10 protein-coding genes are annotated in these 24,739 nt (G+C 67.5%); 1 reads left to right on the top strand and 9 read right to left on the bottom strand.

Annotated features, from left to right (window positions below; all coding sequences use genetic code 11):
• Nucleotides 1-122: 122 nt before the first annotated feature.
• From mbtG to A5753_RS02565, 7 genes are read right to left on the bottom strand one after another with little or no spacing between them, the layout of a single operon-like run.
• On the bottom strand, nucleotides 123-1,409 hold the full coding sequence (gene mbtG / locus A5753_RS02595) for an NADPH-dependent L-lysine N(6)-monooxygenase MbtG (RefSeq protein WP_067123033.1): 1,287 nt from the start codon (nucleotides 1,407-1,409) through the stop codon (nucleotides 123-125).
• Complete coding sequence (locus tag A5753_RS02590; protein ID WP_067123030.1) at nucleotides 1,406-5,836, bottom strand: non-ribosomal peptide synthetase; 4,431 nt, start codon at nucleotides 5,834-5,836, stop codon at nucleotides 1,406-1,408. Before A5753_RS02590 ends, mbtG begins: the two co-directional genes overlap by 4 nt.
• Nucleotides 5,833-12,414: a non-ribosomal peptide synthetase gene (locus A5753_RS02585; protein WP_067123028.1), complete on the bottom strand. Its 6,582-nt coding sequence runs from the start codon at nucleotides 12,412-12,414 to the stop codon at nucleotides 5,833-5,835. The genes A5753_RS02590 and A5753_RS02585 overlap by 4 nt, the downstream gene beginning before the upstream one ends.
• A gap of 1 nt (nucleotide 12,415) precedes the next feature.
• Nucleotides 12,416-15,457, bottom strand: coding sequence for a mycobactin polyketide synthase MbtD (mbtD, locus tag A5753_RS02580; protein WP_067123143.1), 3,042 nt, complete (start codon nucleotides 15,455-15,457; stop codon nucleotides 12,416-12,418).
• Nucleotides 15,457-16,788 (bottom strand): polyketide synthase, encoded by a 1,332-nt coding sequence (locus A5753_RS02575; protein WP_082971143.1) that lies wholly within the window; start codon nucleotides 16,786-16,788, stop codon nucleotides 15,457-15,459. The genes mbtD and A5753_RS02575 overlap by 1 nt, the downstream gene beginning before the upstream one ends.
• A gap of 5 nt (nucleotides 16,789-16,793) precedes the next feature.
• Complete coding sequence (locus tag A5753_RS02570; protein ID WP_067123023.1) at nucleotides 16,794-17,555, bottom strand: thioesterase II family protein; 762 nt, start codon at nucleotides 17,553-17,555, stop codon at nucleotides 16,794-16,796.
• Nucleotides 17,552-21,061: a non-ribosomal peptide synthetase gene (locus A5753_RS02565; RefSeq protein ID WP_067123020.1), complete on the bottom strand. Its 3,510-nt coding sequence runs from the start codon at nucleotides 21,059-21,061 to the stop codon at nucleotides 17,552-17,554. The genes A5753_RS02570 and A5753_RS02565 overlap by 4 nt, the downstream gene beginning before the upstream one ends.
• A 107-nt stretch (nucleotides 21,062-21,168) precedes the next feature.
• Here A5753_RS02565 and A5753_RS02560 point away from each other — a divergent pair, with 107 nt between their 5' ends.
• On the top strand, nucleotides 21,169-22,833 hold the full coding sequence (locus A5753_RS02560; protein ID WP_067123016.1) for a (2,3-dihydroxybenzoyl)adenylate synthase: 1,665 nt from the start codon (nucleotides 21,169-21,171) through the stop codon (nucleotides 22,831-22,833).
• A 28-nt stretch (nucleotides 22,834-22,861) separates the two neighbouring features.
• Here the strand turns inward: A5753_RS02560 and A5753_RS02555 are convergent, their stop codons facing one another.
• Complete coding sequence (locus A5753_RS02555; protein WP_067123013.1) at nucleotides 22,862-23,923, bottom strand: 3-deoxy-7-phosphoheptulonate synthase; 1,062 nt, start codon at nucleotides 23,921-23,923, stop codon at nucleotides 22,862-22,864.
• Between the two features lie 262 nt (nucleotides 23,924-24,185).
• Nucleotides 24,186-24,380, bottom strand: coding sequence for a hypothetical protein (locus A5753_RS02550; RefSeq protein WP_156655899.1), 195 nt, complete (start codon nucleotides 24,378-24,380; stop codon nucleotides 24,186-24,188).
• Between the last annotated feature and the right edge of the window lie 359 nt (nucleotides 24,381-24,739).

Raw genomic sequence — 24,739 nt, 5'->3', positions numbered from 1 at the left:
TGACTCGGGAATTTGTGTCTCAGGTGGGTCACGTTACGACGTCGCTACGGTCGCGACGTGTGAAAGCACGCTAAACATTCTGTGCCGCAAGCAGGTCGTAGCAATAAATTCGACCGCCGTCGTCAAAGGGGTTGGCGCTCATCGTGTCTAGTTCTCACCGAATACCTGGAGGGGCTGACGGTCGATCCCAACACCCGGTCGGATAGCAGTCCAAGGCAGCTCAGGTTGGGAAAACCGGGCCCCTGGGTGAGTCCTGACAAGTTCGGCAGGAACAGCTTGGGCGTCACATCCGTGACGGCCAGGTCATAACCTATCGCCTCCTGCAGCCGCTCTGAGGTCAGCGGCCCGCCCAGCCCTAGTTCGAGCAGATCCAGTGCGTCCTGACTGAATAACGATGCGAACCAAAGTGAGTCAGCGCCGGAGCCGTCGATCACGAGATCAAATCCATGTACCGTCTCGAGGTTCTCGCTGCCGCGGTTGGTGGACAGCGTCAGCCGGACCTGTCCCTCCTTGCCTACCGCGTGCGCGACCCGGCCACGCAGGTGGTGAATGCGATCATCAGCCAGCAGTGCTTCCTGCACGTTGGACGAGAACACCCCACGGTCGGTGCGAGCCAACGCATCACGGCGTTCGGCAAGGGTGAGTGCCGGCCAGTTGGTCGGATCGGAGAACAGCGAATTCTCGAAAAACCCCTCGCCGCGAGTGAACAACGTGGCCTGCGGAGAAATCACGGTGATGCTCGACACGCGGTGCCGAAACAGTTCATAGAGCATCGCCGCAGCCGTCTCGCCACCGCCGATAACCGCCACCCGCTCCGCATTGATCCGGTCGTGATTGGCGGCGCGGTCCCAGAATTGGGCAATCGACAGCATGCGCGGATTGCCGGGAAGCAAGGACCTTTCGGCCTGGCCGGGACCGGTGATCATCAGTGCATCGGCGTGCACGGTGGTCTCGTGGGTGTGCAGCGCCCAGCGGTCCCCGGTGACCGCCAATCGTTCGACGTCACCGTGCACCACGTTCATTCCCACGTGGTTGGCTACCCAACTCAGGTACTGGCTCCACCGGCGATGCGTCGGCGCCGGTCTGCCACGGTCGATCCACTCGGCGAACGACGCCGTCGCGATCAGATATGACTGCCAGCTGTAGCGGGTCATCCGCTCGTCGAGTTCGGCGTTGCGGCGCGGCACCAGCGCCGAGCGGTAGGGGAACCCGACGTCTTTTTCCGGGCTGGTGCCCAGCCGGTGCGCGCCATCGGTCCAGCCGCCGCTGGCCTGCCAGTTCGCCGCCACGCCAATCCGCTCCACGGCCACCACGTCGGGAACCTCGACACCCATTTCGCGCAGCGCGAAGGCCTTGGCGGCCACAGCCACCGCCTTGGCGCCGGCACCCACGATCGCCAGTGTGCTCATGCCACCATCTCCCGCAACGAATCAATCCAAAGTCTCTGTAGCGCAGCAATATCCGCGTCATCGAGGATGTCGGGCAGGGCGCGCCACTGCGCCGCCAGAACCCGCTCACCGTCATAGGTCAGCACCATCGCCGCGATGGTGAGCTCGTGGCGGACAGCCAGCTCCGGCTCCGGCACCGGCGACGTCCCGGCGAGTAACTCGCGCTCGAGCCGTAGCCCCGCGCCGCCGCTGTGGGCGGCGCCGAGATAGTTCAGCAGCAGTTGCGGTGGCGAAAAGGCGGCGAGCCGCTCGGCGGTGTCGTCCCGCAGGTAGCGCAGCAACCCGTAGTCGAGTCCATCGCCGGGGATCGCCGACAACTTCTCCCCCACCTTGCGCGGATCGGACGAATCCAGTCGCACTGGGTAGATGGAGCTGAGCAATCCGACCGTGTCGCCGGTGTCGATGGTGTGTGCACCCGGCGCGTCCACCAAACTATCGGCGCGGCCATGGGTTTCGAGTGCGAGCAGCGGGGGCGGCGTAGCTTGACCGCGCAGCTCGCGCCAGCGCGTCACGGTCGCCGCGGTGGTGGCGATCAGGAGGGTGGGCAACGACAGGTCCGATGCCAGCAGCCGGCGGGTGACCTCGGCGTCGGCGGCGACATTACGAACGAGCAGATCGCGAGCCCGGTCGCGGCTTGGATCGAGCCGCCGGGCACCGAGCTCGGGATCGTCGCCATCCAGCTGGGACGCCCAGAATTGCACCGTGTCCAACCGCTGTGCGCGCGCGGTGAGCGCGGCTGCCCAGCGCCGATAACTGGTGTGTTCGCGAATGGGTGCCGGCGAGTGGCCGGTGGCCGAGGCCGTCAGGGCGGCAGCGAGTTCGCCGAGGATTACTCGCCATGACGCCGGGTCCAGCGCGACGACGTGCGCGGCCAGCAGCAGAACGCTCTCCCCTGTCGGCGGTCGTAACCAGACCACGGACAACAGCGTTCCGCGTTCGGGGTCCAGACGGTCGACGGCCTGGGCGACGTGTGCGGGTACTGCCGCGGTCAGATCACCAACCACCTCAACCTCTTTGACGAGGTCGACGGTGTCGACGGCCGGTACCGGCGCCAGAGTCAAGGTAGAACGGTCTACACGGGTCCGCAGCACTTCGTGGCCCTCGATGAGGCCGCCCAACGCCGCATCAAGTTGCTCGCGGCGCAACGTCTCGGGCAGTCGGATGGCTTCGGTCTGGGCGAGCCTGCGCGGGTCGCCGAATTCGTAGAGCCACCGGCCATTGGGCAGCAACGGCATTGGCCCGGTGCCGGCTTCCGGCTGCCGGGTAGCGGCCGTGGCCTCCGAGTCGATCGCTTCGGCCAGCTCGCGAACATTGTCGCACTCGAGGATGAGCCTGGCGCGCAGCGCAATTCCGCGTCCGCGGGCCGCTTGCACCACCGACAGGGCCATGATGCTGTCCAGGCCGAGCTGCAGGAAATCCGCGGTCACGTCGATACGCGGTTGCCCGAGCAGCTCGGCGAGCAGTTCGGCCAGCGCGGCTTCTGTGGCAGTCTCGGGCGTCGCCGCGCCAACCTCGGACTCGGCGTCGAAAGCGGCCAACGCGGTTTCGTCCAGCTTTCCGTTGGCGGTCAACGGGATTTCGTCGACCAGGATGATGCGCTGTGGAACCATGTAGCGCGGCAGCCGTGTGCTGAGCATGCTCCGCAGCTCGGCGATCGCGGGCCGGTTGGTGGCCGTGTCGGTGGCCACGTAGGCGGTGAGCCGCGCAAGGCCACGGCGCTGCTGTACCAACACTCCCGCGTGGCGGACGGCCGGGTGCGATTCGAGGGCGGCGGCGATCTCGCCGGGTTCGACGCGGTGGCCGCGGATCTTCACCTGGGCATCGGCGCGTCCCACGTATTGCAGTGCGCCGTCGGGCAATCGGCGCGCCAGGTCACCGGTGCGATACATCCGTTCGGCCGGGGCAACCGGATCGGCGAGAAAGCGGGCCGCGGTTTCCGGAGCGCGGCCGAGGTAGCCGCGGGCCAATTGGGCACCGCCCAGATACAGTTCGCCCGTCGCTCCGCGGGGGACCGGGCGAAGCGCGGAATCCAATACGTAGCCGCGGGTGTGCCGGGTCGGCCGCCCGATGGCCGGCTCGTCGTGCTCGGCGATGGCGGCGACCAGCGCCTCGACGGTGGTCTCGGTGGGGCCGTAGCAGTTGTATGCCGCCATCGACGTCGCGCCGCACGTGTTGCGGATCCGGGCCCAGGCCGAACTGCCGACGGCCTCGCCGCCCAGCGCCAGCACGCTCAGTGGCGCCTCGGTCAGCAAACCAAACGCTTGCAGCTGGGCAAACATCGACGGGGTGGTGTCGATCATGTCGATACTGTGCGCGGCGATCAGCGCGACGAGCGCCTCGGCATCGGTCTGGGTGTGTTCGTCGACCACATGCACGACGTGCCCGTCGAGCAAGCCGACCAGCGGCTGCCACGCGGCATCGAAGGCGAATGACCAGGCGTGGGCGATGCGCAGCGGCCGGCCCAGTCTGTCTGCCGCGGGCCGCAGCACGCGATCCAGATGATCGTCGGCGTAGGCGCCTACCGCACAGTGAGTTCCGATGACGCCCTTGGGTTCTCCGGTCGTGCCCGAGGTGAACACGACGTACGCGGCCTGGGCCAGTGGAACGTCCACGGGGTTGAAGTCGTCGTCGTGTGGTTCGCTGCCCTTCAGCAGCGCCTCGGTCAACTCTTCGTCCAACACGATCAGCGCGCCCGATTGACGCAGGATCGAGTTCACGCGTTCGGAGGGCATTCCCGGCTCCATCGGCACGCACATGCCACCGGCTTTGAGCACGGCGAGTATCGCGATGACGTACCGCGGGCCCCGGGAGAGCTTGATGCCCACCGGTGTTTCGGGTTTGACTCCCTTCTCAGCCAGTCGCGCCGCCAGCCGGGTGCTGTGAAGGTCGAGCTCGCGATAGGTCAGCACGCCACCAGCCCAGGTGACCGCCGGGAGGTCCGGTGTCCTGGCCGCGACGTCGGCGAATCGGGCGTGAATACTCAAGGGCAACAACGGTATTGGCGTGCCAGTGACGCGCAACGCGTCCGCCTCGTCGTCCAGCAGGACACTGACGACGCGCAGCGGACGCTCCCAACCCTGCAACAACCTCTCGGCGGCGGTGAGCACCCGCCGCCCGAGCGTGGCGGCGGGTACGGCACCCAGTGCCCCGGCGATTGCTTCGATGAGCACCACCAGCTCGCCACCTTCCATATGGGCGGCGACGGCGATGGGAAAATGCGACAGGGTTTGCAGGGCGGACGGGCGGAAAGTCACTCCGCCAGCGGTCAATTCGCCTCCCGCAGTCAATCCGTCCATCGGGAAGTTCTCGTAGACCAACAGGGTGTCGAACATTTCCCCGACCCCGCCTAGGGCCCGCAGTTGGGCGTGGCCCAGATAGCTGTGCTCACGCAGCAGCGCGGCGCTGCGCTGGACGGCTCGGCATTGCTCGCCGACCGTCGCCGCCGGGTCCAGACGCACACGCAGCGGCACGGTGTTGATGAACAGACCGACCATGGTTTCGACCCCGGTCAATTCAGGTGGCCGACCGGACACGGTGACGCCGAAAACCACATCGTGCGTGTCGATCAGCCGCGACAACACCAGCGCCCATGCCATTTGCATCAAGGTGTTCACGGTGATGCCGCGGGATCGGCTGTCGTCGATCAGCCGCGCGGTCGTGTCGGCTGGCAGTCGCAGCTCGGTGGTGCGCGGCAGCGCCGTCTGACCCTCGGTCGTCTCGATGGATCCCAGTGATGCGGCGAGCAGGGTGGGCCCCGGCATCCCAGCCAGGTGCTCGCGCCAGACCCGGTGGCTGGTTTCCGGATCGCGGCTGGACAGCCAGCCGATGTAATCGCGGTAGGGCCGCGGGGCGACGGGCAGCGCCGACGGGTCACCGCCAGCTCGATACAGGATCATCATCTCGTTGACGAACACCGGCAACGACCAGCCGTCGATCACGATGTGATGGGCGGTGAGCACCAAACGCCATTGCGTGCCGGGCAATTCGATCAACAGAAAGCGGATCGCCGGCCCACGTTCCAGATCGAATGGTCGCCGGCGCTCGCCGGTCTCCAGCGCAGGCACGTCGGCGGGTGCCGCGGCGACCAGCCGCCACGGCAGTTGGACGCGGGACGGCACGATCTGTACCGGTCGCGGGATTCCCCGGCTGAAAAAGCTGGCCCGCAGATTCGGGTGCCGCACCAACATCTGCTCCGCGCACTCGCGCAACAGGGCGACGTCGAGGGCGCCGGAGATGTCCACCCCGATCCCGATGACGTACGGGTCGTCCGCCGCTTCGCCGTCGGCGAATTCGGCGAGCGTGGTCAGCGAATACAACCCCTCCTGCAGCGGGCTCAGCGCCATCACGTCGTCGATGTCGGGGGCGACATCGGTTTTGGCGGCCGTCATGTCGTGCCTTCGCGCGACGACGCAAAAAGTTGCGTCACGGCAGCCAGATCCGACGGCGAAAGCCCGGAGGTGCTCATCGGCTCGAAATGGGTGTCGGTCGCCTCGGCGCCTTGTTCGATGCCGGCCCCGTCGTCGCCCAGGGCGTCCAACGCGGCGGCCAACTGCTGCACCGTCGGATTCTCGAAGATCATGCGCGGACTCACGGCCAAGCCGGCCGCCCGCGCCCGCGAGGCGAGCTGCACGGACAGGATGCTGTCGCCGCCGAGGGCGAAGAAGTCGTCGAAGCGCCCGATTTCGGGGGTCGAGAGCAGCTCGGCGAATACCTTGGCCAGCGCGCGTTCGGTGTCCGTGCGCGGGGGTTCGGCCTGGCCGCCGGTGCTGACCGCCGGCCGCGGCAGTCCGGGCCGGTTCAGCTTGCCCGATTCGGTTTTCGGAAGGACGTCGAGCACGGTGAGCGATGACGGCAGCATGTAGCCCGGCAGGGTTGTGGCGATCGTGGCGCGCACGTCTCCCGCGAATGCCGCCTTCTCGGCCTCATCGGTGATCGGTCGTTGCGGCACAACATATCCGGCCAGCGACGTGCCGCCGTGCACCTCCCACGTGCGTGCCGCCGCGGCGGCGACGCCCTTGGCTGCGGCCAGCGCCGCCTCGACCTCGGCCAGCTCGACGCGGAAACCGCGCACCTGCACCTGGTGGTCGGAACGTCCGACGAACTCTAGTTGGCCGTCCTCGGTCCACCGGGCCAGGTCGCCGCTGCGGTACAACCGCGAACCCGGCTCTGCACCATAGGGATTGGCGATAAAGCGCGTCGCGGTCAGACCCGCGCGTTTCCAATAGCCGCGAGCCAGCTGGTCACCGGCGTAGTACAGCTCTCCCACCAAACCGACCGGCACAGGGCGCAACCCATCGTCGAGCAGATAGGCCTCGGCGCCTGGAACGGGCTTTCCGACAAGTGGATTCGGCAGACCCAGCCGCCCGCGGGATACGGCGCCGGAGGTTTCAGTGGAACCTATGTTGTTCAGCAGCTCGGTGCCGGTGCCGTCCTCCTCGGCGCACACCGACACCAGCCGCTGCAGCAGCGCCGCGCTCACCGGTTCGCCACCGCACACCAGCCGTGACAACGAGCGCACGGCATCGGGCCGGCTGTCCACCAATGCCGAGACCAGGCTTGGCACCGCGGTCACCTGAGCGACCGAATACCGGTTCATCAAGTCCCCGATGGCCTCCGGGTCGCGGTGCTCGGCATCGTCGGCCAGGATCATGGTCGCCCCGGCCGCCAGGCCGGCCAGCATCTCCATGCCACCTTCGAGGAAGGTGATCGAGGCCTGCGCCAGTCGCACGTCGTCGGTTCGCGGCGGGTAGTTCCGCAGCTGCCAGTCGAGCCGGGCTGTCATCGAGCGATGCGTTCCCACTGCGCCTTTCGGCTTGCCGGTGGACCCGGAGGTGAACACCAGGTACATCGGGTCGCCGGGGTGCGGTAGCCGCGCATTCGTAGCCTGCGGAACGACGTCTTCGCTGTCCACCAGGGCGCGTACCTGTGGATCGTCCAGCGAGATCAGCTCGACGCCGGGCACCTGCGGCATGGTGTCCACCGCTTCGACCGTCGCGACCACGACCGGCGGTTGCACGTCGTCGAGCATGAATTGCTTTCGCGCCAGCGGATAACCGGGATCGATGGGAAAGTAGCCGGCACCGGCCTTCATGATGGCGACCAACGCCACCACCAATTCGATGCTCCGCCGGGTCGACAGCCCGACCAGTGACCCCGGGCACACTCCGCTCTTCGTTAGCAGCGCGGCCAGGTTGTCCGAACGGCGGTGCAGCGTGGGGTAATCGATGCTTTCCGCGCCGCAGCGCACCGCGATGCGCTCGGGGCCCCACGTTCGGCTGGGCTCCAGCAACTCCGGGATGGTGCGCGCCCGGTCGTATGGCGGCTGTTCGCCGAGGCTCCAGTCCCGCAGAATGCGATGCTGTTCTTCGGCGTCGATCAGCTGGACATCCCGCAAAGTCTGATCGAGATCAGTGGCAAACCCTGTGAGCGCCCTGGTCAGCCAGTGCGCCAAGCGCTCGATGGTGGTCCTGGCGTAGAGCTCGGTGCGGTAGATGACATTGCAGTGGTAGCCGGTGTCGCCGGAGCCGTCGGTACCGAAGAAGTTGACGCTCAGGTCGGCATGCGCCATGTCGAAAATCGGGTCCAGCGAGGTGCACACGGTGTCCTGCTCGCCGCTGCCCGCCGCCGCCGCCTCGATCACCCGCGTAGGGGACAGGTGATCCCGGACGTGCACGACGACCTGGAACAGCGGGTTGCGTGACAGCGAGCGCACTGGGCTGACGCTGTCCACCACGCGGTCGAACGGCAGGTCCTGGTGCGCGTAGGCGGACAGCGCGGTCTCCCGGGCCCGCTTGAGCAATTCACGCAACGTCGGGTTGCCGTCCAGGTCATTGCGCAGTACCAGGATGTTGACGAAAAATCCGATCAGCTGGTCCAACTCGGCTTCAGTGCGGCCGGCGACCGGGGTGCCCAGCGGAATGTCGGTTCCGCCACCGGCTTTGTGCAACACCATGGCGACGGCCGTTTGCAGCAGCATGAATTCGGTGATGCCCAGCTCACGACATAGCTCACCGAGCTTGACGCGGGTAGCCGAGTCGATGTGGAAGTCGACCGACTCCCCCTCGCCGCTGGGCACCGGTTGGCGGGCAAAGTCAGGCCGCAGCCCGGTGTCCTCCGGCATCCCGGCCAGCTGCCGGGCCCAGTACTCCCGCTGATCGGCGGCGATCGCGGATTCCTGGCCGGCGGCGTCCCCCAGGAAGGTGCGCTGCCACGCCGCGTAGTCGGCGTACTGCAGACGAAGGGGGGCCCAGGACGGCGCTTCTCCGCCGCGCCGGGCCCGGTAGGCCGTCATGACGTCGGAGAACAGCACGCCCGCCGACCAATGGTCGGAGGCGATGTGGTGCACGACCACCGACAGCACGTGCTCTGCGGTGTTCTCGGTGCGCAGCACCGCGACCCGGATCGGCAATTCGGTGTCCAGCTCGAAGCAGTGGCACCGTTCGACGTCGAGCTGCCGCTGCAGCCACGCGTCGTCGGGTCCCTCCGAGCGGCGCACCGGAATCTCGAGCCCGGCCGGATTAACAACCTGATACGGCACACCGTCCAGCTCGACATAACTGGTGCGCAGGATCTCGTGCCGGGCGACGACATCGCCGATGGCGGCGATCAGCGCATCGATGTCCCACGGCCCGGTCAGTTTCGCCGCAAAGGGGATGTTGTTGACCCGGCTGGGCCCGTCGACGCGGTAGGCGAACCAGCTGCGCAGCTGAGAGGCGGAGAGCGGCATGGGCTCGTCGTGCGCCGTTGCGATCAGCCTGGGCCGCGACGGCGTCAGTTCACCCGAACTCAGCTGGTCAATCCGCTCGGCCAGCGCTGCGACCGTGGCGAGCTCGAACACGTCGCGGATGCCGATCTCCACGCCGCACTCGCCGCGGATCGCGGTGACCAGTTTGGTGGCAACCAGCGAGTGGCCGCCCAGATCGAAGAACGAGTCGTCGGCGCCCACCCGCTCGTGGCCGAGCAGCCCGGAAAATAGTTGCGCGATGCGCTGTTCGGTGGGGGTCGTGGGGTCGCGGTATTCGGTGGCCGCCGCGATCTGCGGTTGTGGCAGCGCGGCGCGGTCGATCTTCTGGTGCGCGGTGATCGGGATTTCGTCGAGCACCACGTACGCGGCCGGGGTCATGTAGTCCGGCAGCGCGGCGGCCACCCGGGCCCGGATGCGTTCGACGTCAACCGTTTCCGTGCCGGCACCCTGGGCCGGCGTCACGTATCCCACCAGGCTCTTGCCCAGCTGGGGCAGGTCCATCGCCAGCACGATCGCCTGCCCGACGCTGGGGTCGACCGAGATGGCTGAAGCGATCTCACCCAACTCGATGCGGAAACCGCGGATCTTCACCTGCTCGTCGGCGCGGCCGACGAACTCGATGTCACCGCTGGCGTTGCGGCGGGCCAGGTCACCGGAGCGGTACATCCGCCCGCCGGGCGTGAACGGGTCGGCGACGAATCGCTCCGCCGTCATCCGGGGTCTGCGGTGATAGCCATGCGCGACATGTGTTCCGGCGATGTAGATTTCGCCGATCACGCCGACGGGAACCGGCTGCAGCGCGTTGTCGAGCAGATACACTTGCGTGTTGATTTTGGGTCGGCCTATCGGCACCACCCGGGTGCCCTGGGCGCCCTCGACCGGGTAGCTGGTGCAGTTCACCACCGTCTCGGTCGGCCCGTAGAAATTGTAGAGCGACGCGTCGAACGTGGCGTGGAACTTGTCGGCGACCTCGCCGGGCAGGGGCTCCCCGCCGATGGGCACGCGTCGCAGGGTGCGCCACTGGCCGACGCCGGGTAACGAGAGGAACAGCCCCAACAGCGAGGGCACGAAGTGCATCGACGTAATGCCCTCACGCGCAAGCAGATCGGTCAGGTAGCCGATGTCGCGCAGTCCATCGGGCCGCGGAATCACCAAGCGGGCGCCCATGATCAATGTGCCGAAGATTTCGCCCATCGACACGTCGAAACTGGGCGAGGCGACCTGCAGCAGACGGTCGGTGTCGTCAACCCGGTATTCGTCGCCGAACCAGACGAAATACTCGGCGATCGGTGCGTGTGGCACCGGAACACCTTTGGGCAGCCCGGTGGAACCCGAGGTGTAGATCAGGTACGCAGTGTTTAGTGGGCTCAGCGGTCGGATCAGCTCGGCGGGCGCGGTGGCCGGATACTGCGCCGCGTCGGTAACCGGCTCGCGCAACACCAGTTTGGCGTCCGCATCCTCGAGAATGAAGGTCAGCCGGTCCTCCGGGTAAGTGGGATCCACCGGCAGATAGACCCCACCCGATTTGAGCACCCCGAGTGCGGTGACGATTAGTTCGGGAGATTTGTCCAACAGCACCGCGACGCGATCCTCGGTGCCGATGCCTCGCCCGATGAGCCAGTGCGCCACACGATTCGACTCTTCGTCGATCTCCCGGTAGGTGTAGGCGCGACCCTCGTAGACGACGGCGACGGCATCGGGCGTCAGGTCCGCCCTGCGGCTGACCAGCTCGGGCAATGTGCTGGCCGGGGTGACGAATTCGTCGCCGGTCGACACCGCGCGCAGCCACTCGGCGTCTTCGCCGCTCATCAACGCGCATGCCGAAAGCTTCGCGTCGGGCTCAAAGAGCAGGCCGTCGAGTAAGGCCGCGTAGTGACGCAGCAATTGCTCAGCCAGCTGCTGATCCATGACCTCGACCAGATACTCAGCCTCGACCATGGCGCCGTTCGAACCGTCCGGGGTCCGGTTCAGCTCGACCATCAAACTCAGCGGCAATTGATTGAAATGTCCACGCAATTCGCCGCGTTCGCAGCGCACGCCGGGCGGGCAGAAGCCGGCGCCGTCGGGCTCCCGCTGCCCGAAGCTCACCCGGGTCATCCGGTCGGCGCCATGCCGACGATCGGGATTCGACTCGCGCACCAGCCAGTCGAGGTCGGCGCGCGAATGGGCGAAGGCGCCTACGGCGTCGTCACGCGTTTGGGCCAGCAGCTCGCGGAACGTCTGATGGGGCTGCGGCCGCAGCCGAATCACCACGGTGTTGCCGTAGTACCCGATCACATCCTCGTTGCCCACGCCCCGGTTGAGCACCGGGGCAGCCACCAGGAAGTCGGTCGACTGAGTGTATCGGTGCACGAGCGCGGCGAACGCGGCCATCAACACCATGTACGGACTGGCGCCCGTGTCGCGGGCCAGCGCGGTCGCCCGCTCGACGGTGTCCACGGACAATTGCGTGAACGCGCGCTGCGCGCGCCAGGTGGTGGGCACCACCGAACCGTTGGGCCCCGGAAGCTCGAGCGGCTCCGGTAGGTCGGCCATCAACGGCCGCCAGTAGTCCAGGTCCTCCTGGCGAATCGCGGTCGCAGCCACCGAATGATCCGTCAGCACCCGGCCATCGGCGAAAACGTCCGGGTCGGTGTATGCGCGTGTCAGATCGGCGAAGAACGGTGCCCAGGAGGCATCGTCCCAGGCGATGTGGTGCGCGGTGATCAGCAGCATCAGCTCGTCGTCAGCCAGGCGCGCCACCGTGACTCGCAGCGGTGAATCCTTGCCCAGGTCGAATGGCCGGCGAAAGTCCCGCTGCGCCAGCACATCCAGCCGTAGCCGACGCGCCTGATCGGTCAGCCCGGCCAGGTCGTGCTCGGCCCAGTCGGGTCGCAGGTCCTCGCGGACCACCGGATGCGGGTCGCCCTCGCCGTCAGCGGCATACGTCGTGTGCAACACGGGGTGCCGCGCGGCGACGGCGTCGACCGCACGGTGCAACCGCGCGGTGTCGACCGTGCCGCACAGGCGGTAGGAGACGCAAATGTTGAGCAGCGCGCTGTCGGGGTCGACGGACTGCACGAACCACATCCGGTGCTGCCCGACCGACATGCGCGGCCCGCCGTCGCCCGCCACCGGCGCAGCGGCCGTCGTCCTGGCCAGGCCACGCTCAGCGAGCTTGCGGCGCAATAATTCCAGGCGCTCCTCGTCGAGATGGGCGCTGACGCCGGTGGTGTTTGTCACGCTAGGAGTCCAACCTTTCTAGCATCGTGAGCGTTGAGTGGTGCACCCCGGCGGCGGCGCCGGCACGCTCGAATGATGGCGGCGCCGCGGGGCCGCCGGTCGAGTCGGCACGTAACGCCTCGATCAGCTCGGTCACGGTGATGCCGCCGAGCATGCGGGACACCGGAACCGAATTGCCTACCGTGCGGCGCAGCCGCTTACGTAAGTCGAGTGCGAGTAATGAGTCCACGCCGAGGTCGATGAGCGGCGTGTCCGGGTCAATTGCGGGCGATTCAGCCAGGTGCAGCGTCGCGGCCAACTCGGCGCGGACGATCTCGGCAAGTGGCTTCTCAACCGCGATTTCGCGGCCGTCGTCGTCGCGTGAGACGGTGAACGGCATTGGCATTCCCTGGCTTTCGAAGAACACCCGAAGCCGCTCGAAGTCGGCGTCGAAAATCAGTGGATCGCCCTCGTAGCGATGCAGACTGGCTTCGATCGCCCGCTCTGGCTCCATCGCCACCAAACCGGAACGCTCGGTGCGGCTGATCTCGTTACCCACCACTACCCCGGCGCCTTGCCACAAGCCCCAGCGGATCGCCGTGCAGTCGCGGCCCGCGGCACGCAACTGGGCGGCCAATACGTCGAGCATCCGGTTGGATGCAGCGTACGCCGCATGGGTATAGCCACCCCAGACTCCGAACACCGATGAGCAGGCCAAGATCCGGCAGTGCGGCCGCAGCGGCCAGACTTCGGTCAGCACCGCCAGTCCATTGACCTTGGCCGCGCAGACCGCCGCGACGTCGGAGCCGGTGAGCTCCGAGCGCGAGCGCGCCTGCGCGATGCCCGCGGTGTGGATCAGCAATGACGCGCCCGACCCCGCATAGTTCGCGGCAACGGCGGCCAGTGCGGCGCGATCGGTGATATCGCACTGCGGGGCACGGACCTCGGCATCATGCCGGTCAGCGAGCTCACACAGTACGGTCGGGTCAACGCCGTTGCGGCTCAACAGAGTAACGGTTCGGGCACCGCGGTTCAGGCAATACCGCGCGTACTGCAGCCCGATCGCTCCGCTGCCGCCGGTGATCACCACGTGGTCCAGTGCGGAGGCATCGAGAGGTCGCCGGCTGGCCGACTCGCGGCACGCGCGGAACGCGCGGGCGTACCGTCGCGGCGATTCGGCACCTCGCAACGCGATCTCACCCGCCTCGCCGAGCAGGACCTCGACAGCGGCTTGCGCCGTCGCGGAATCGACATCGCGGTGCGCGATGTCGAGATGCCCGAAGGCCTGATCCGGGAATTCGAGGCCGACGCTGCGATGCATGCCCGCCAGTGCCGCTTGAGCCGGAGAGACGTCGGAGTCATCCCGGTCGATCTGTTCGGCACCGGCGGTGAGCAGCCAGACGGCCCGGCATCGAGGGCCGATGAGCGCGGGGTAATCGGGCAGACCCGCATCGGGCCGGTCGGCGATCCGCTCGATTGCGGCGGGCGCGTCGAGTTCGTCGAGTTCCGGGGCGGCCACCACGAGGATTTCCGCCTCCTTCGGTGACACCGCTCGGCAGCCGCCATGTGCCGTGACGGCATCGCTGAGTCGCTGCGTCAGTTCGCGCGCTCCGGAGAACGCGATGTCGACGGTGGTCGCGTGCGGTGGGATCGGCGCGGCCGTCGGCCGCCAGTCCTCGACGGCCACGGTGAGCGCCCGCGTGGGCGCCGCTTCGGTCACTCGTTCCGGTGCTGCCCACAGGTGCACCGCGCGCATCGGCGCATTCGGAAATCCCCGCAGCGCAGGCCGGTCGGTAATCGGGATCGCCTCGGCCCACTTGCAGCCTGGGTCCGCGGTCGCAATGGCGGCGATGCTCGCCGACAGTGAATCGGTGATGGATCTGTCGCGATGCCCCGAGCCGACGATGACGGTCGGCTCGTCGTCGACGATGCCGCGCAGTGGGTAGAGCAGTGACGGGTGCGCCGAAAGCTCGATGAACGCGTCGACTCCGCAGGCGCGGGCATATCCGACGGCGAGGTCGAACCGCACCGTGCCACAGAGGTTTTCATACCAATAATTGGAAAAATCGGTCGTGCCACCCAATTCGGTGCCCAGCGTGGAGCCGATAAACCTCACCGGCGCGTCCCGGAACGCCGACTTCGGCGTCAGCTCGGCCAGACTCGCCCGCAACGGTCGAAGCGCGCTGGTGTGCCCGGGATAGTCGACGGATAGTTGCTGGCTGAAAATGCCACGCTGTTGGGCCAGCCGCACCGCGGCGGCCACCGCCTGGTGATCGCCGGCGACCACGGTCGACGACGGCCCGTTGACCGCCGAGACTTCCAGCCAGCCCGGGGTCTCGGTCAGCAGCGACTCTGCGATGTCGAGGCCGGTCCCGAGCACCGCCATCGCGTAGCGGCCGGTCAGCTGATCGACGACGGTGGCGCGCGCGACCACCAGTGCGACGGCGTCCGGCAGCGAAAGCGCTTCCGCCACATAGGCGGCCGCCACCTCGCCGAGGCTGTGGCCGATGGTGACATCGGGCAGCACCCCACAGGATCGCCACGCTGCTGACAGACTCACCGCGTGGGTGAACTGCGCTGCCTGAATCTCGGTTCGGGACCACTTGCGCCCCTCGTCGCTCACCAGATATGGCAGCGGAGAGGGAAATCCGGCGGATGCGAACGCTTGCGTGCACCGGTCGGCGGTCTCCCGGTAGGCCGGCAACTGCCGGTAGGCGTCGGCTCCCATGGCCTGCCATTGATTGCCCTGGCCCGGGAACACGAACGCGACGCGCGGCGCCGTGGTCTTGGCGGAGCGCGAGACCAACTCGTGTTCCTCGTCGCAAGCGATGGCGGACAGTCCCGCGACGAGCTCGGCGCTGTCTGCCGCTCGCACCACCGCGCGGTGGCGTCTCACCCGGCGCAGCCGCAGCAGGGTGGCGGCGACGGCGGCGGTCGGGTCTGCCGAGTCGTCGACGCGACCCAGGTAGTCCACGATCGCCGAGGCGTCTTGGCGGATCAAGTCCGGGTCGTGAGCACTGAGCAACACGGGAACGCGCCCGTCGGGCAGTCGAGGGGTCAGCATCATGCAACCTCGGGAACGGAAACGATCAAATGTGCGTTGGTGCCTGCAATCCCGAACGCGGACGCCGCCGCGATGCGCCGCCCATCAACGGCCGGCCACGGCGTCAAAGTCTGCGCCAACCGCAATCCTTGTTTCTCCCAGTCGATTTCGGGGCTCGCTTCGCTCGCGTGCAGGGTGGGTGGCACGGCGCCGTGTTCGGCCGATACCAGCACCTTGGCCAGCCCCAGCGCGCCGGCCGCGGCCAGCGAGTGGCCCACGTTGGATTTCACCGAGCCCAGCACTGCTCCGTCGCCGGGTTCGGTGTCGCCGTATGTCTCGGCCAGCGACCGCAACTCGGTCCGGTCACCGAGGCGGGTGCCAGTGCCGTGCCCCTCGATCATCCCCACCTCGGCGGGCTTGATCCCCGCCTGGCTGATCGCGCGCCGGAACAGCCGCACCTGGGCATCACCGCTGGGCGCGCTCAGACCGGCGCTACGTCCGTCTTGATTCATGGCGGTGGCCCGCACCTCGGCGACGATCTGCCGGCCGGCGCGCAGAGCGGCCGATTTACGTTGCAGCACAAACATCGCCGCTCCCTCGGCCCACACGGTTCCGCTGGCCTGCGCGCTGTAGGGGCGGCAGTACCCGTCGTCGGAGAGCGCGTGTTGTTTGGAGAACTCGACGAAGAAGCCCGGTGAGCCCAGCACGTTGACCCCACCCGCGATGGCCAGATCGCAGTCGTTGTTCTGCAGTGAGCGCGTGGCGACGTGGAAGGCCACCAGCGCGGATGCGCACGAGGAGTCCAGGGTCAGTGCCGGCCCAGTCAATCCCAGCGTGTAGGCGATGCGGCCCGAGATCACACTGAGCGCGGTGCCAGCCAGCAGGTGTCCGCTGTGGTCGGAGAACTTGGCCATCTCGGGTCCGTAGCCGGTGGCCGAGGCGCCGACGAAGCAACCCACTTCGTGCCCGGCCAGGTCGTCGGGATTGATGCCGCTGTTTTCGCACGCACGCCAGGCCACCCGTAACGCCACCCTCTGTTGCGGGTCCATCACGACGGCCTCGCGCGGTGAGATGCCGAAGAACTCTGGATCGAATGTGGTTGCCCCGGTGAGGAAACCGCCGCGGTCATGGATCTCTTTGAAGCCGCTGCGGCGCGAGCCGGCGAGCAGTTCGCGCACCGCCCATCCGCGGTCGGTGGGAAACGGGCCCAGCGCCTCGCGGCCGTGTGCCAGCAGATCCCAGTAATGCTCCGCGGTTTCGATGCCGCCGGGCGCCTCCACAGCCATTCCCACGATCACGACGGGATCGGCGCCGTCGGCGCCAAGGCCCTCGACAAGACCCTCGTCAGACATCGGCATCACCCGGCATTCACCTGCGCGGCGACCGCGTCGACATGGTCATAGACGTAAAAGTGCCCGCCGGCATACAGCGACACCGCAAACGATCCGGCGGTGTGCCTTTCCCACTGCGCAAGCACGCCGGCGCCGATGCGATGGTCATCGTGGCCGCCCAGGACGTGAATGTCGGCGCCGATGCGGACATCGGGGCTGGGTTCATACCCGTTGAAGGCCTGGTAGTCCGCGCGCACGGCGGTGGTCAATAGTGCGGAGAACTCTTCGTCGGCAAGCAGTTCGGGGTCGGTACCACCCAGATCGGCGATATCGGCCAGCAGTCCGTCGTCGCTGGTCGGCAGTTCGGGCATGTCGGCGACGACGCATGGCGGCGGTCCGGCCGATACCCAAAGCTTCTGTACGGCCGCGCCGTGCGTTTCGGCGACGCGGGCGAACTCGAAGGCGACAACGGCGCCCATGCTGTGCCCGAACAACTTCAGCGGTGCGACGCTGGGCCATGGCGCGGCCTGAAATAGGCTGACGGCCAGGTCGTGCACGCTGTCGTGGGCCGGTTCGGTGAGGCGGTCGGCACGTTGCGGATACTGCATGACGTAGGTGTCGCCACCGGCGGCCAGCGCCGCCGCCAGTACCCGGTAGCTCGCGGCGGCCGCGCCGGCGTGCGGAAATATCAGGGTGGCACCGGTCGATGATCGGTTGCCGCGGCCGGGGGTCAGCTTGATCCAGGACGGGAACGTGGCAGACAGGTTGATCAGATTATTCAATATCATTGCGCCATATACGAGTTCGCGGGCTGCCGAGAGGCGGCCAGAACCGATTCGGGGTCCATGCCGATGACTTCCAGGTACAGCTCGGCGACCTGGTCCAGCCGGCCGGGGTTGTTCTCGCCGGCGCTGAGCAACGCGGCAAGCGCCGATACCGTTCGGTTGGCGAAGATGTCTGCGACGATGATGTCCGGCGCGTCGAGCCAGGCCCGAATCCTCGCCACCGCCTGGGTGGCGAGCACCGAATCACCGCCGAGCGCGAAGAAGTCGTCGTCGATGCCGATGTTATCCCGAGCGAGCAAATCACCGAGGATCATTGCCAGCGCGGATTCCAAAGGCGTCGACGTGCAACGGTGGTTAGGCCGCTGCGCTTGCGAGACAGCGGTTTCCAATTCACGCGCGGCGGCTCGCCGGTCAAGCTTTCCGGCATCGGTGAAATTGATCCGCTCCACCACCGCGATGTGGCGCGGGACCATGTGCGCGGGGACCAGCTCACCAAGGCGCTGCCGGATCCGTTCGGCGGTCATCGAGGCGTCGTCGGTGCAGACCTGCGCGGCGAGCACGTCGGACTCCCCCGATACCGCGATCAAGGCGGCCACCGCCGTCCGCACCCCCGGCACGCGCCGCAACGCGGTCTCGATCTCGCCCAGCTCGACGCGATACCCACTGATCTTCACGCGGTGGTCGGCGCGGCCGACGAATTCGAGGGTGCCATCCGGCCAGTAGCGCACCAAATCGCCGGTGCGGTACCAGGTTCGGCCGTCATGCTCGACGAAGCGTTCCGCGGTCAGATCGGGACGTCCGCGGTAGCCGCGCGCGATGCCGCGGCCGGACACCCAGAATTCGCCCGGGACCCAGTCGGGGCAGTCGGCGCCGGTGTCGCCGACGACGCGACAAGAGTTATTGGGAAGAGGGACACCGAAGGGCAGGGCCGCCCAATCTTCCGATATCGGCCCTGCTACCTCGAAAATGGTGTTGTGTACCGGGGTTTCGGTCGCACCGCCGAGGCCCGCGAAGCGCAGGTTCGGCGCTTCGGCCCGTAGGCGGCGTACCACCTCGGGCCGCACCCAGTCACCTCCGGTGGGAATCACCCGCACCGAGGAAAGGCGCCCGCTGCCGACTTCGACCAGCATCTCCAGCCAGCCGGGCATGAAATGCAGCACGGTGACTTTGTGCGTGTCGATCAGCCTTGCCCAGGCGTCGGGATCACGCCGCTGCGCTTCGTCGACCACCACCAGGGCCCCGCCGGTGCGCAAGGTGACGAACACGTCCATCACCGAGATGTCGCCTTCCAGAGTCGACAGTGCCAGGCATCGGTCCGCAGGGCCGATCTCGAAGTGGCGCCCGATGAATTCCACTGTGTTCATCGCCGCGTCGTGGGCGACCTCAACGCCTTTGGGTTCGCCGGTGGAGCCCGAGGTGAACAACACGTAGGCGAGTTCGGCGGGATCTATCCTCGCTGAGGCAATCTCGGCGCGGGCAGAAGTGTCGCGAAGCGCCTCGGCAATCAGCAGCTCGGGCACCGGCAGGCACAGCCGTTGTCCGCCGCACACCAGCGCCAAGCTCACCCGACCGGTTTCTAGGATGCGCTCGGCGCGGTCACGCGGCTGGTCGACGCCGATCGGTAGGTAAATGGCGCCGACGGACAGGATGCCCAGCAGCGCCGGAATCTGCTCGGCGGTTTTCGGGCCCATCACCGCGATGGTGTCGCCGGCGGCGACGCCGGCGGTGCGCAGCGCCGTGGCCACCGCCCACGCCTGGTCGCGCAGTTGCGCGTAGCTGAGATCACCGGTACTCGCGAACACGGCAGGCGCGTCGGGCTGCTGCTCGGCTTGCCGAAAGAACCCGTCGTGCAACGCTTCTCCGCTGGGTTCGGCGGTGTGGGCGTTGGCCGCCTCCCGTACCGCGCGCTGGGTCTCCGGCAGCGGCGAGGGGCCCAACGCGCCCCATGCGTCGTCGGCGGAGGCCAGCCGGTGCAGCTCGTCAATGTGATAGGCGAACATGGAGTCGATGACGCCCGAGGGGAAGATGCCTTCGCGCACATCCCAATTGACCATGACTCCGCCGTCGAACTCGGTGACCTGCGCGTCGAGCAGCACCTGCGGACCCTGGGAGATGATCCATCCCGGCGTGCCAAATCGGCCGGTCACGTCGCGGCTGAACAGTTCGCCGAGCCCGAGCGCGCTGGTGAATACCACCGGCGCGAGCACCTGGGTACCGCGATGGCGGCTGAGGTCGCGCAGCACCGACAGCCCGGGATAGGCGGAATGCGCTGCGGCCGTGCGCATCGCGTCCTGCACCACCTGCGCCCGGGCGGCCGCGGTGTCCGCGCCGACGAGATCGATGTCGAGCAGCAGCGACGAGGTGAAGTCACCGACCAACAAGTCGACGTCCGGGTGCAGAGGCTGGCGCCCGAACAGCGGGACGTTCAGCAGAAAGCGCGAGGCGGTCGACCAGCGCGCCAGGGTGTTGGCGAATCCCGCGGCCAGCGCCATCGCCGGAGTGATGCCGCGCGCCTGAGCGCGGGCAAACAGCGCATCGCGGGTTTGCGGGTCCAGCCAATGCCAACGCCGGGTGCTGTGGTTCGAACCCCGGCCACCGGTCGACGGCAACGCCGGCGGGTCCGGCAGCTCCGCGAGGCGCTGCGCCCACCAGACCCGATCGGCCTCGCGCCTCGGCTGCGGTTGTGCGTTCTCGGCCTCGATGGCTTGGCGGTACTGCCGGTAGGTGTAGCTCAGCTCCGGAAGGTCGCGGCCGCCGTAGAGGGCAGCAAGATCGGCCATCAGGGTGCGATAGCTCATCGCGTCGGCGGCCTGCATGTCCAGGTCGACGTGCAGCCGTGACCGCTCGCCCGGTAACAGCGTCACGGCCAGTTCGAATACCGCGCCGTCGAGCTGCTGGTGTGATTTGGCGTCGCGGATCGTGGCGAGCCGCTGCGCGACCTCGTCGGTGCCCAGCAAGCGCAGGTCCTCGACGCTGACCGGGAAGTCGCCGCTCTCGTCGGCCGGCGGGATGCGCTGGTTTCCGTCGGGCAGGAATTGCACCCGCAGCATCGGATGACGACCTGCCAGCGCGGTGGCCGCCGCGCGCAGGCGCTCGGCGTCGATCAGCCCGCCGTCGAACTCCACGTAGAGATGACCGGCAACCCCGCCCAGCTGCTGGTGGTCATGGCGCCCGACCCACATCGCGTGCTGCATCGGTGCCAGCGAGAACGGCTCGTCGTCCCCGGACAGGTCGCCGGGAGCCTCGGCGGTGAGGATCTGCTGGTCGGCGCCTTGCCCGCCGTCATCGACCAGCCGGCCCCAGGCTTCGATCGTCGGGGTTTCGGCCAGCGTGGCGAAGTCGATGGCGATGCCCTGGCGGCGCCAGCGACCGGCCAGCGTCATGATCCGGATGGAGTCCAGGCCCTGGCCGATCAGGTTGCTACCCGGCTGGACTGCATCGACGTCCACGCCGAGAAGTTCGGCCACCTCCGCCCGGATGTACTCCGAGCGTGCCGAGGCGTGCACCACAGACCCTCCCTGATTAGCACAGGCTGCCCTAATTTTTTGGTTACCCTATCCTTACTCCGGGTGTCCCCGCTACTAGCCCCGGTCGAAGTCCCCCGCTGAAGGAGCCAATGAGCGCCAACGCACCGCAGCCGCCGACCGGAGTCCTCGACGGGTTCGTGCCGTTCCCCGCCGATCGGGCCGCCGCCTATCGTGCGGCCGGCTACTGGACGGGACGGCCTCTGGACACGATCCTGAGCGACGCGGCGCAGCGATGGCCCGACCGAATCGCCGTCCGCGACGCGATGGGCGATGCCGGCATTACCTATGCGGACCTCGACGTCCAGGCTGACCGCGCCGCCGGTGGACTCCTGCGCGCGGGTATTGCGCCGGGCGACCGGGTGTTGCTGCAACTGCCGAACGGCTGTCAGTTCGCGGTGGCGCTATTCGGGCTGCTGCGGGCAAGAGCCATTCCGGTGATGTGCCTGCCCGGTCACCGGGCCGCCGAACTGGGGCATTTCGCCGCGGTCAGCGAGGCCACCGGACTGCTGATCGCCGATACCGCAGGGGGTTTCGACTATCGGGCGATGGCGCGCGGGCTATCCGAGGAGCACGCCGAGCTCAAGCATGTCATCGTCGACGGCGACCCTGGACCGTTCATCCCCTGGGCGCAACTGCGCGATCAGCTGGCCACCGGCACGCCGCCACCGCCGCCCGACCCGGGATCCCCTGCGCTGCTACTGGTTTCCGGCGGCACCACGGGAACGCCCAAGCTCATTCCCCGCACCCACGACGACTACGTTTTCAACGCGAAGGCCAGCGCCGAGCTCTGTGGGGTGTCCTCGGACGACGTCTATTTGGCGGTGCTATCGGCCGGCCATAATTTCCCGCTGGCCTGCCCGGGCCTGCTCGGCGCGATGACCGTCGGCGCCACCACCGTTTTCGGCACCGATCCCAGCCCCGAGGCGGCCTTCGCCGCCATCGCCCGCCACGGCGTCACGGTGACCGCCCTGGTGCCGGCGTTGGCCAAGTTGTGGGCGCAGGCCTGCGACTGGGAACCCGTGACACCAAAGACGTTGCGGATCTTGCAAGTTGGTGGTGCCAAGCTGGAACCCGAAGACGCCCGCTTGGTGCGCAGCGCCCTGACCCCCGGTCTGCAGCAGGTGTTCGGAATGGCCGAAGGTCTGCTGAACTACACCCGGCTCGACGATCCCCCAGAACTCACCGAACACACCCAGGGACGGCCCTTGTCGGCCGCCGACGAACTGCGCGTCGTCGATCCGCAGGGCAAGCCCGTGCCCCAGGGTGAGGAAGGCGAACTACTGGTCCGCGGACCTTACACCTTCAACGGTTACTTCCGCGCCGAGCGCGACAACGAACGCAGCTTCGACCCCGACGGGTTTTTCCGCAGCGGCGACGTGGTGCGGCTACGCAGCGACGGCAACCTGGTGGTGACCGGCCGCGTCAAAGACGTGATCTGCCGTGGTGGAGAAACGATATCCGCGGCGGACCTCGAGGAGCAGCTGCACACCCACCCGTCAATCTTCTCGGCCGCGGCGGTCGCGCTGCCCGACTCCTACTTGGGCGAGAAGATCTGTGCTGCCGTGGTTTTCAACGGCCGCGAGCTATCGCTGGCGGAATTGAACGGCTATCTCGACGAGCGTGGCGTGGCCGCGCACTCCCGTCCCGACGTTCTGGTTGCGATGACGATGCTGCCCACCACTCCGATCGGCAAGATCGACAAAAAGGCCATCGCCAGCCAGGTTTCGGCGCGACGGGCACACGCGCGACACTAGGGCCGCACGCCTTCCCGCCGCTCCGCGGTCAGCGCTTCGCCGCGTAGAGGTTGGCCAACAGGCCCGCCGTGGTCCGGAAGTCCATGCACTGATCGGTCACGGACTGGCCATAGGTCAGCTCGCCGCCCAGCGATTGCGCGCCGGCCACCAGGAAGCTCTCCAGCATCAGGCCGGCGATACCGCGCTCGCCGGCGGCCAGGCGTGCGGCCACCTCGGCCGTGACTTGGGCCTGCCGGACATGGTCTTTGGCGGAGTTGGCATGTGAGCAGTCGATCATCACTCGCGCGGAAAGCTCAGCCTTGCTTAGCCGTTCGATCACGGTGGTCACCGAGGCGCTGTCGTAGTTGGGGCCGGCGGTCCCACCCCGAAGGATCACGTGGCAGTCCGGATTGCCCTTGGTCTCGACGACGGCCGCACGACCGACGTTGTCGGTACCGAAGAAATGATGTGCTGCCGCAGCGGCTTTGACGCCGTCGATGGCGACCTGGATGTTGCCGTCGGTGCCGTTCTTGAATCCCACCGGCATGGACAGCCCGGACGCCAGCTGGCGGTGTACCTGCGACTCGGTGGTCCGGGCGCCGATCGCACCCCAGGCGACGGCGTCGGCGATGTACTGCGGACTGGTGGGCTCCAGGAATTCACATCCCACCGGCAGTCCGACGTCGATGATGTCGAGCAATAGTCCTCGCGCAAGGCGGAGTCCACGTTCGACGTCGAAGCTGCCATCCATGTTGGGATCGTTGATGAGCCCCTTCCAGCCGACGGTCGTGCGCGGCTTTTCGAAGTAGACCCGCATCACGATCTTCAGCCGATCCGCGTACTCGGTGGCAATCGGCGCGAGTCGGCGTGCGTAATCAAGCGCGGCGGCGGGATCGTGCACCGAGCAGGGCCCGACGACCAGTAACAGCCTGTCGTCACCACCGGCGAGGATCGCCGAGATCTCCTCGCGATCGCGCTGGACGGTTTGGGCACGCTGAGCCGTCAGCGGCAGCTCGGTGCGGAGGACGGCGGGGGCCGAGAGTTCCCGGAACGAGACGATCCGATGATCGGACGTATTGATAGTCGCCGTGTCGCAATTGATGGTGGACATGGAGGGTGTGTGCCTTTCTCTGCTGGCTCCCAGGGCATGCCCGCTGGTTCCCGATGCCCTGAAAAACGAAAAGCAGCGACCGTGTGGTCACTGCTGGGCTCCGGGTATCAGTCGTGCGGTTGCGTCAACCAGACGCTGCATCGCTGGCTCCACCCGGAGCCACGATAAAGCGCCAATACACGCGCACGCCGATATTCACGTCGGCGAAGATACCACGTCGAAGCGAGACCGCTGAAAACGCGTCTTGCGACGCCCCACCTGATCAGCGCAGATCGAGCGCGAGGCGTTGGTCGAGGCTGCCCAACTGGCATTTGCGGAATTGATCAAGTCCGGGGCGCTCGACCGCCACATCCGACGGATGCGCCGACGCTATCGACAGCGCCGCGATGCCCTGCTGACCATCCTCGGCGATGCTGCGCCCATGATGCCGATACATGGAGTCGCCGCCGGTCTTCATGCCGTCGTCTCGTTGCCCGCGGGAATAACCGAGGCCGGCGTCATGGTCGCAGCCCAAAAGCAGAAGATTGCCCTCACCGGCTTGACGCCGTTTTGGCACCGGGAGCCAAGCACTGCGGGAATCGTGCTCGGTTACGGGACACCGCCAGAACACGACTACCCCGCCGCGATCCAACGCCTCGGACGCTTACCGCGCGCCGTTTCTGCGCGCTGTTAACGCCTGCGCCACAACCTGTTTCGTAGTTCAACAACCAGCCCTCGCTACGAGCGCGGGCTGCAAAAGTCCGATGCGCGGATGCGTTGCACGTGCAACCGCAGCGGCTTGGGGCGTTCCGTCTCAAATCCGTGTCATTATTCTGC

The sequence above is a fragment of the Mycobacterium sp. 852002-51971_SCH5477799-a genome (assembly GCF_001667145.1).
In the GTDB taxonomy this organism is placed as follows: Bacteria; Actinomycetota; Actinomycetes; order Mycobacteriales; family Mycobacteriaceae; genus Mycobacterium.
The sequence above is the reverse complement of the archived record's forward strand: the minus strand, read 5'-3'. Positions and strand labels throughout refer to the sequence as shown.

What these genes read in the sequence shown, in the direction of transcription:
- mbtG (WP_067123033.1), bottom strand. Translation starts at nt 1,409, where the DNA reads ATGAGCACACTGGCGATCGTGGGTGCCGGCGCCAAGGCGGTGGCTGTG.
- A5753_RS02590 (WP_067123030.1), bottom strand. Translation starts at nt 5,836, where the DNA reads ATGACGGCCGCCAAAACCGATGTCGCCCCCGACATCGACGACGTGATG.
- mbtD (WP_067123143.1), bottom strand. Translation starts at nt 15,457, where the DNA reads ATGCTGACCCCTCGACTGCCCGACGGGCGCGTTCCCGTGTTGCTCAGT.
- A5753_RS02575 (WP_082971143.1), bottom strand. Translation starts at nt 16,788, where the DNA reads ATGTCTGACGAGGGTCTTGTCGAGGGCCTTGGCGCCGACGGCGCCGAT.
- A5753_RS02570 (WP_067123023.1), bottom strand. Translation starts at nt 17,555, where the DNA reads ATGATATTGAATAATCTGATCAACCTGTCTGCCACGTTCCCGTCCTGG.
- A5753_RS02560 (WP_067123016.1), top strand. Translation starts at nt 21,169, where the DNA reads ATGAGCGCCAACGCACCGCAGCCGCCGACCGGAGTCCTCGACGGGTTC.
- A5753_RS02555 (WP_067123013.1), bottom strand. Translation starts at nt 23,923, where the DNA reads ATGTCCACCATCAATTGCGACACGGCGACTATCAATACGTCCGATCAT.
- A5753_RS02550 (WP_156655899.1), bottom strand. Translation starts at nt 24,380, where the DNA reads ATGAAGACCGGCGGCGACTCCATGTATCGGCATCATGGGCGCAGCATC.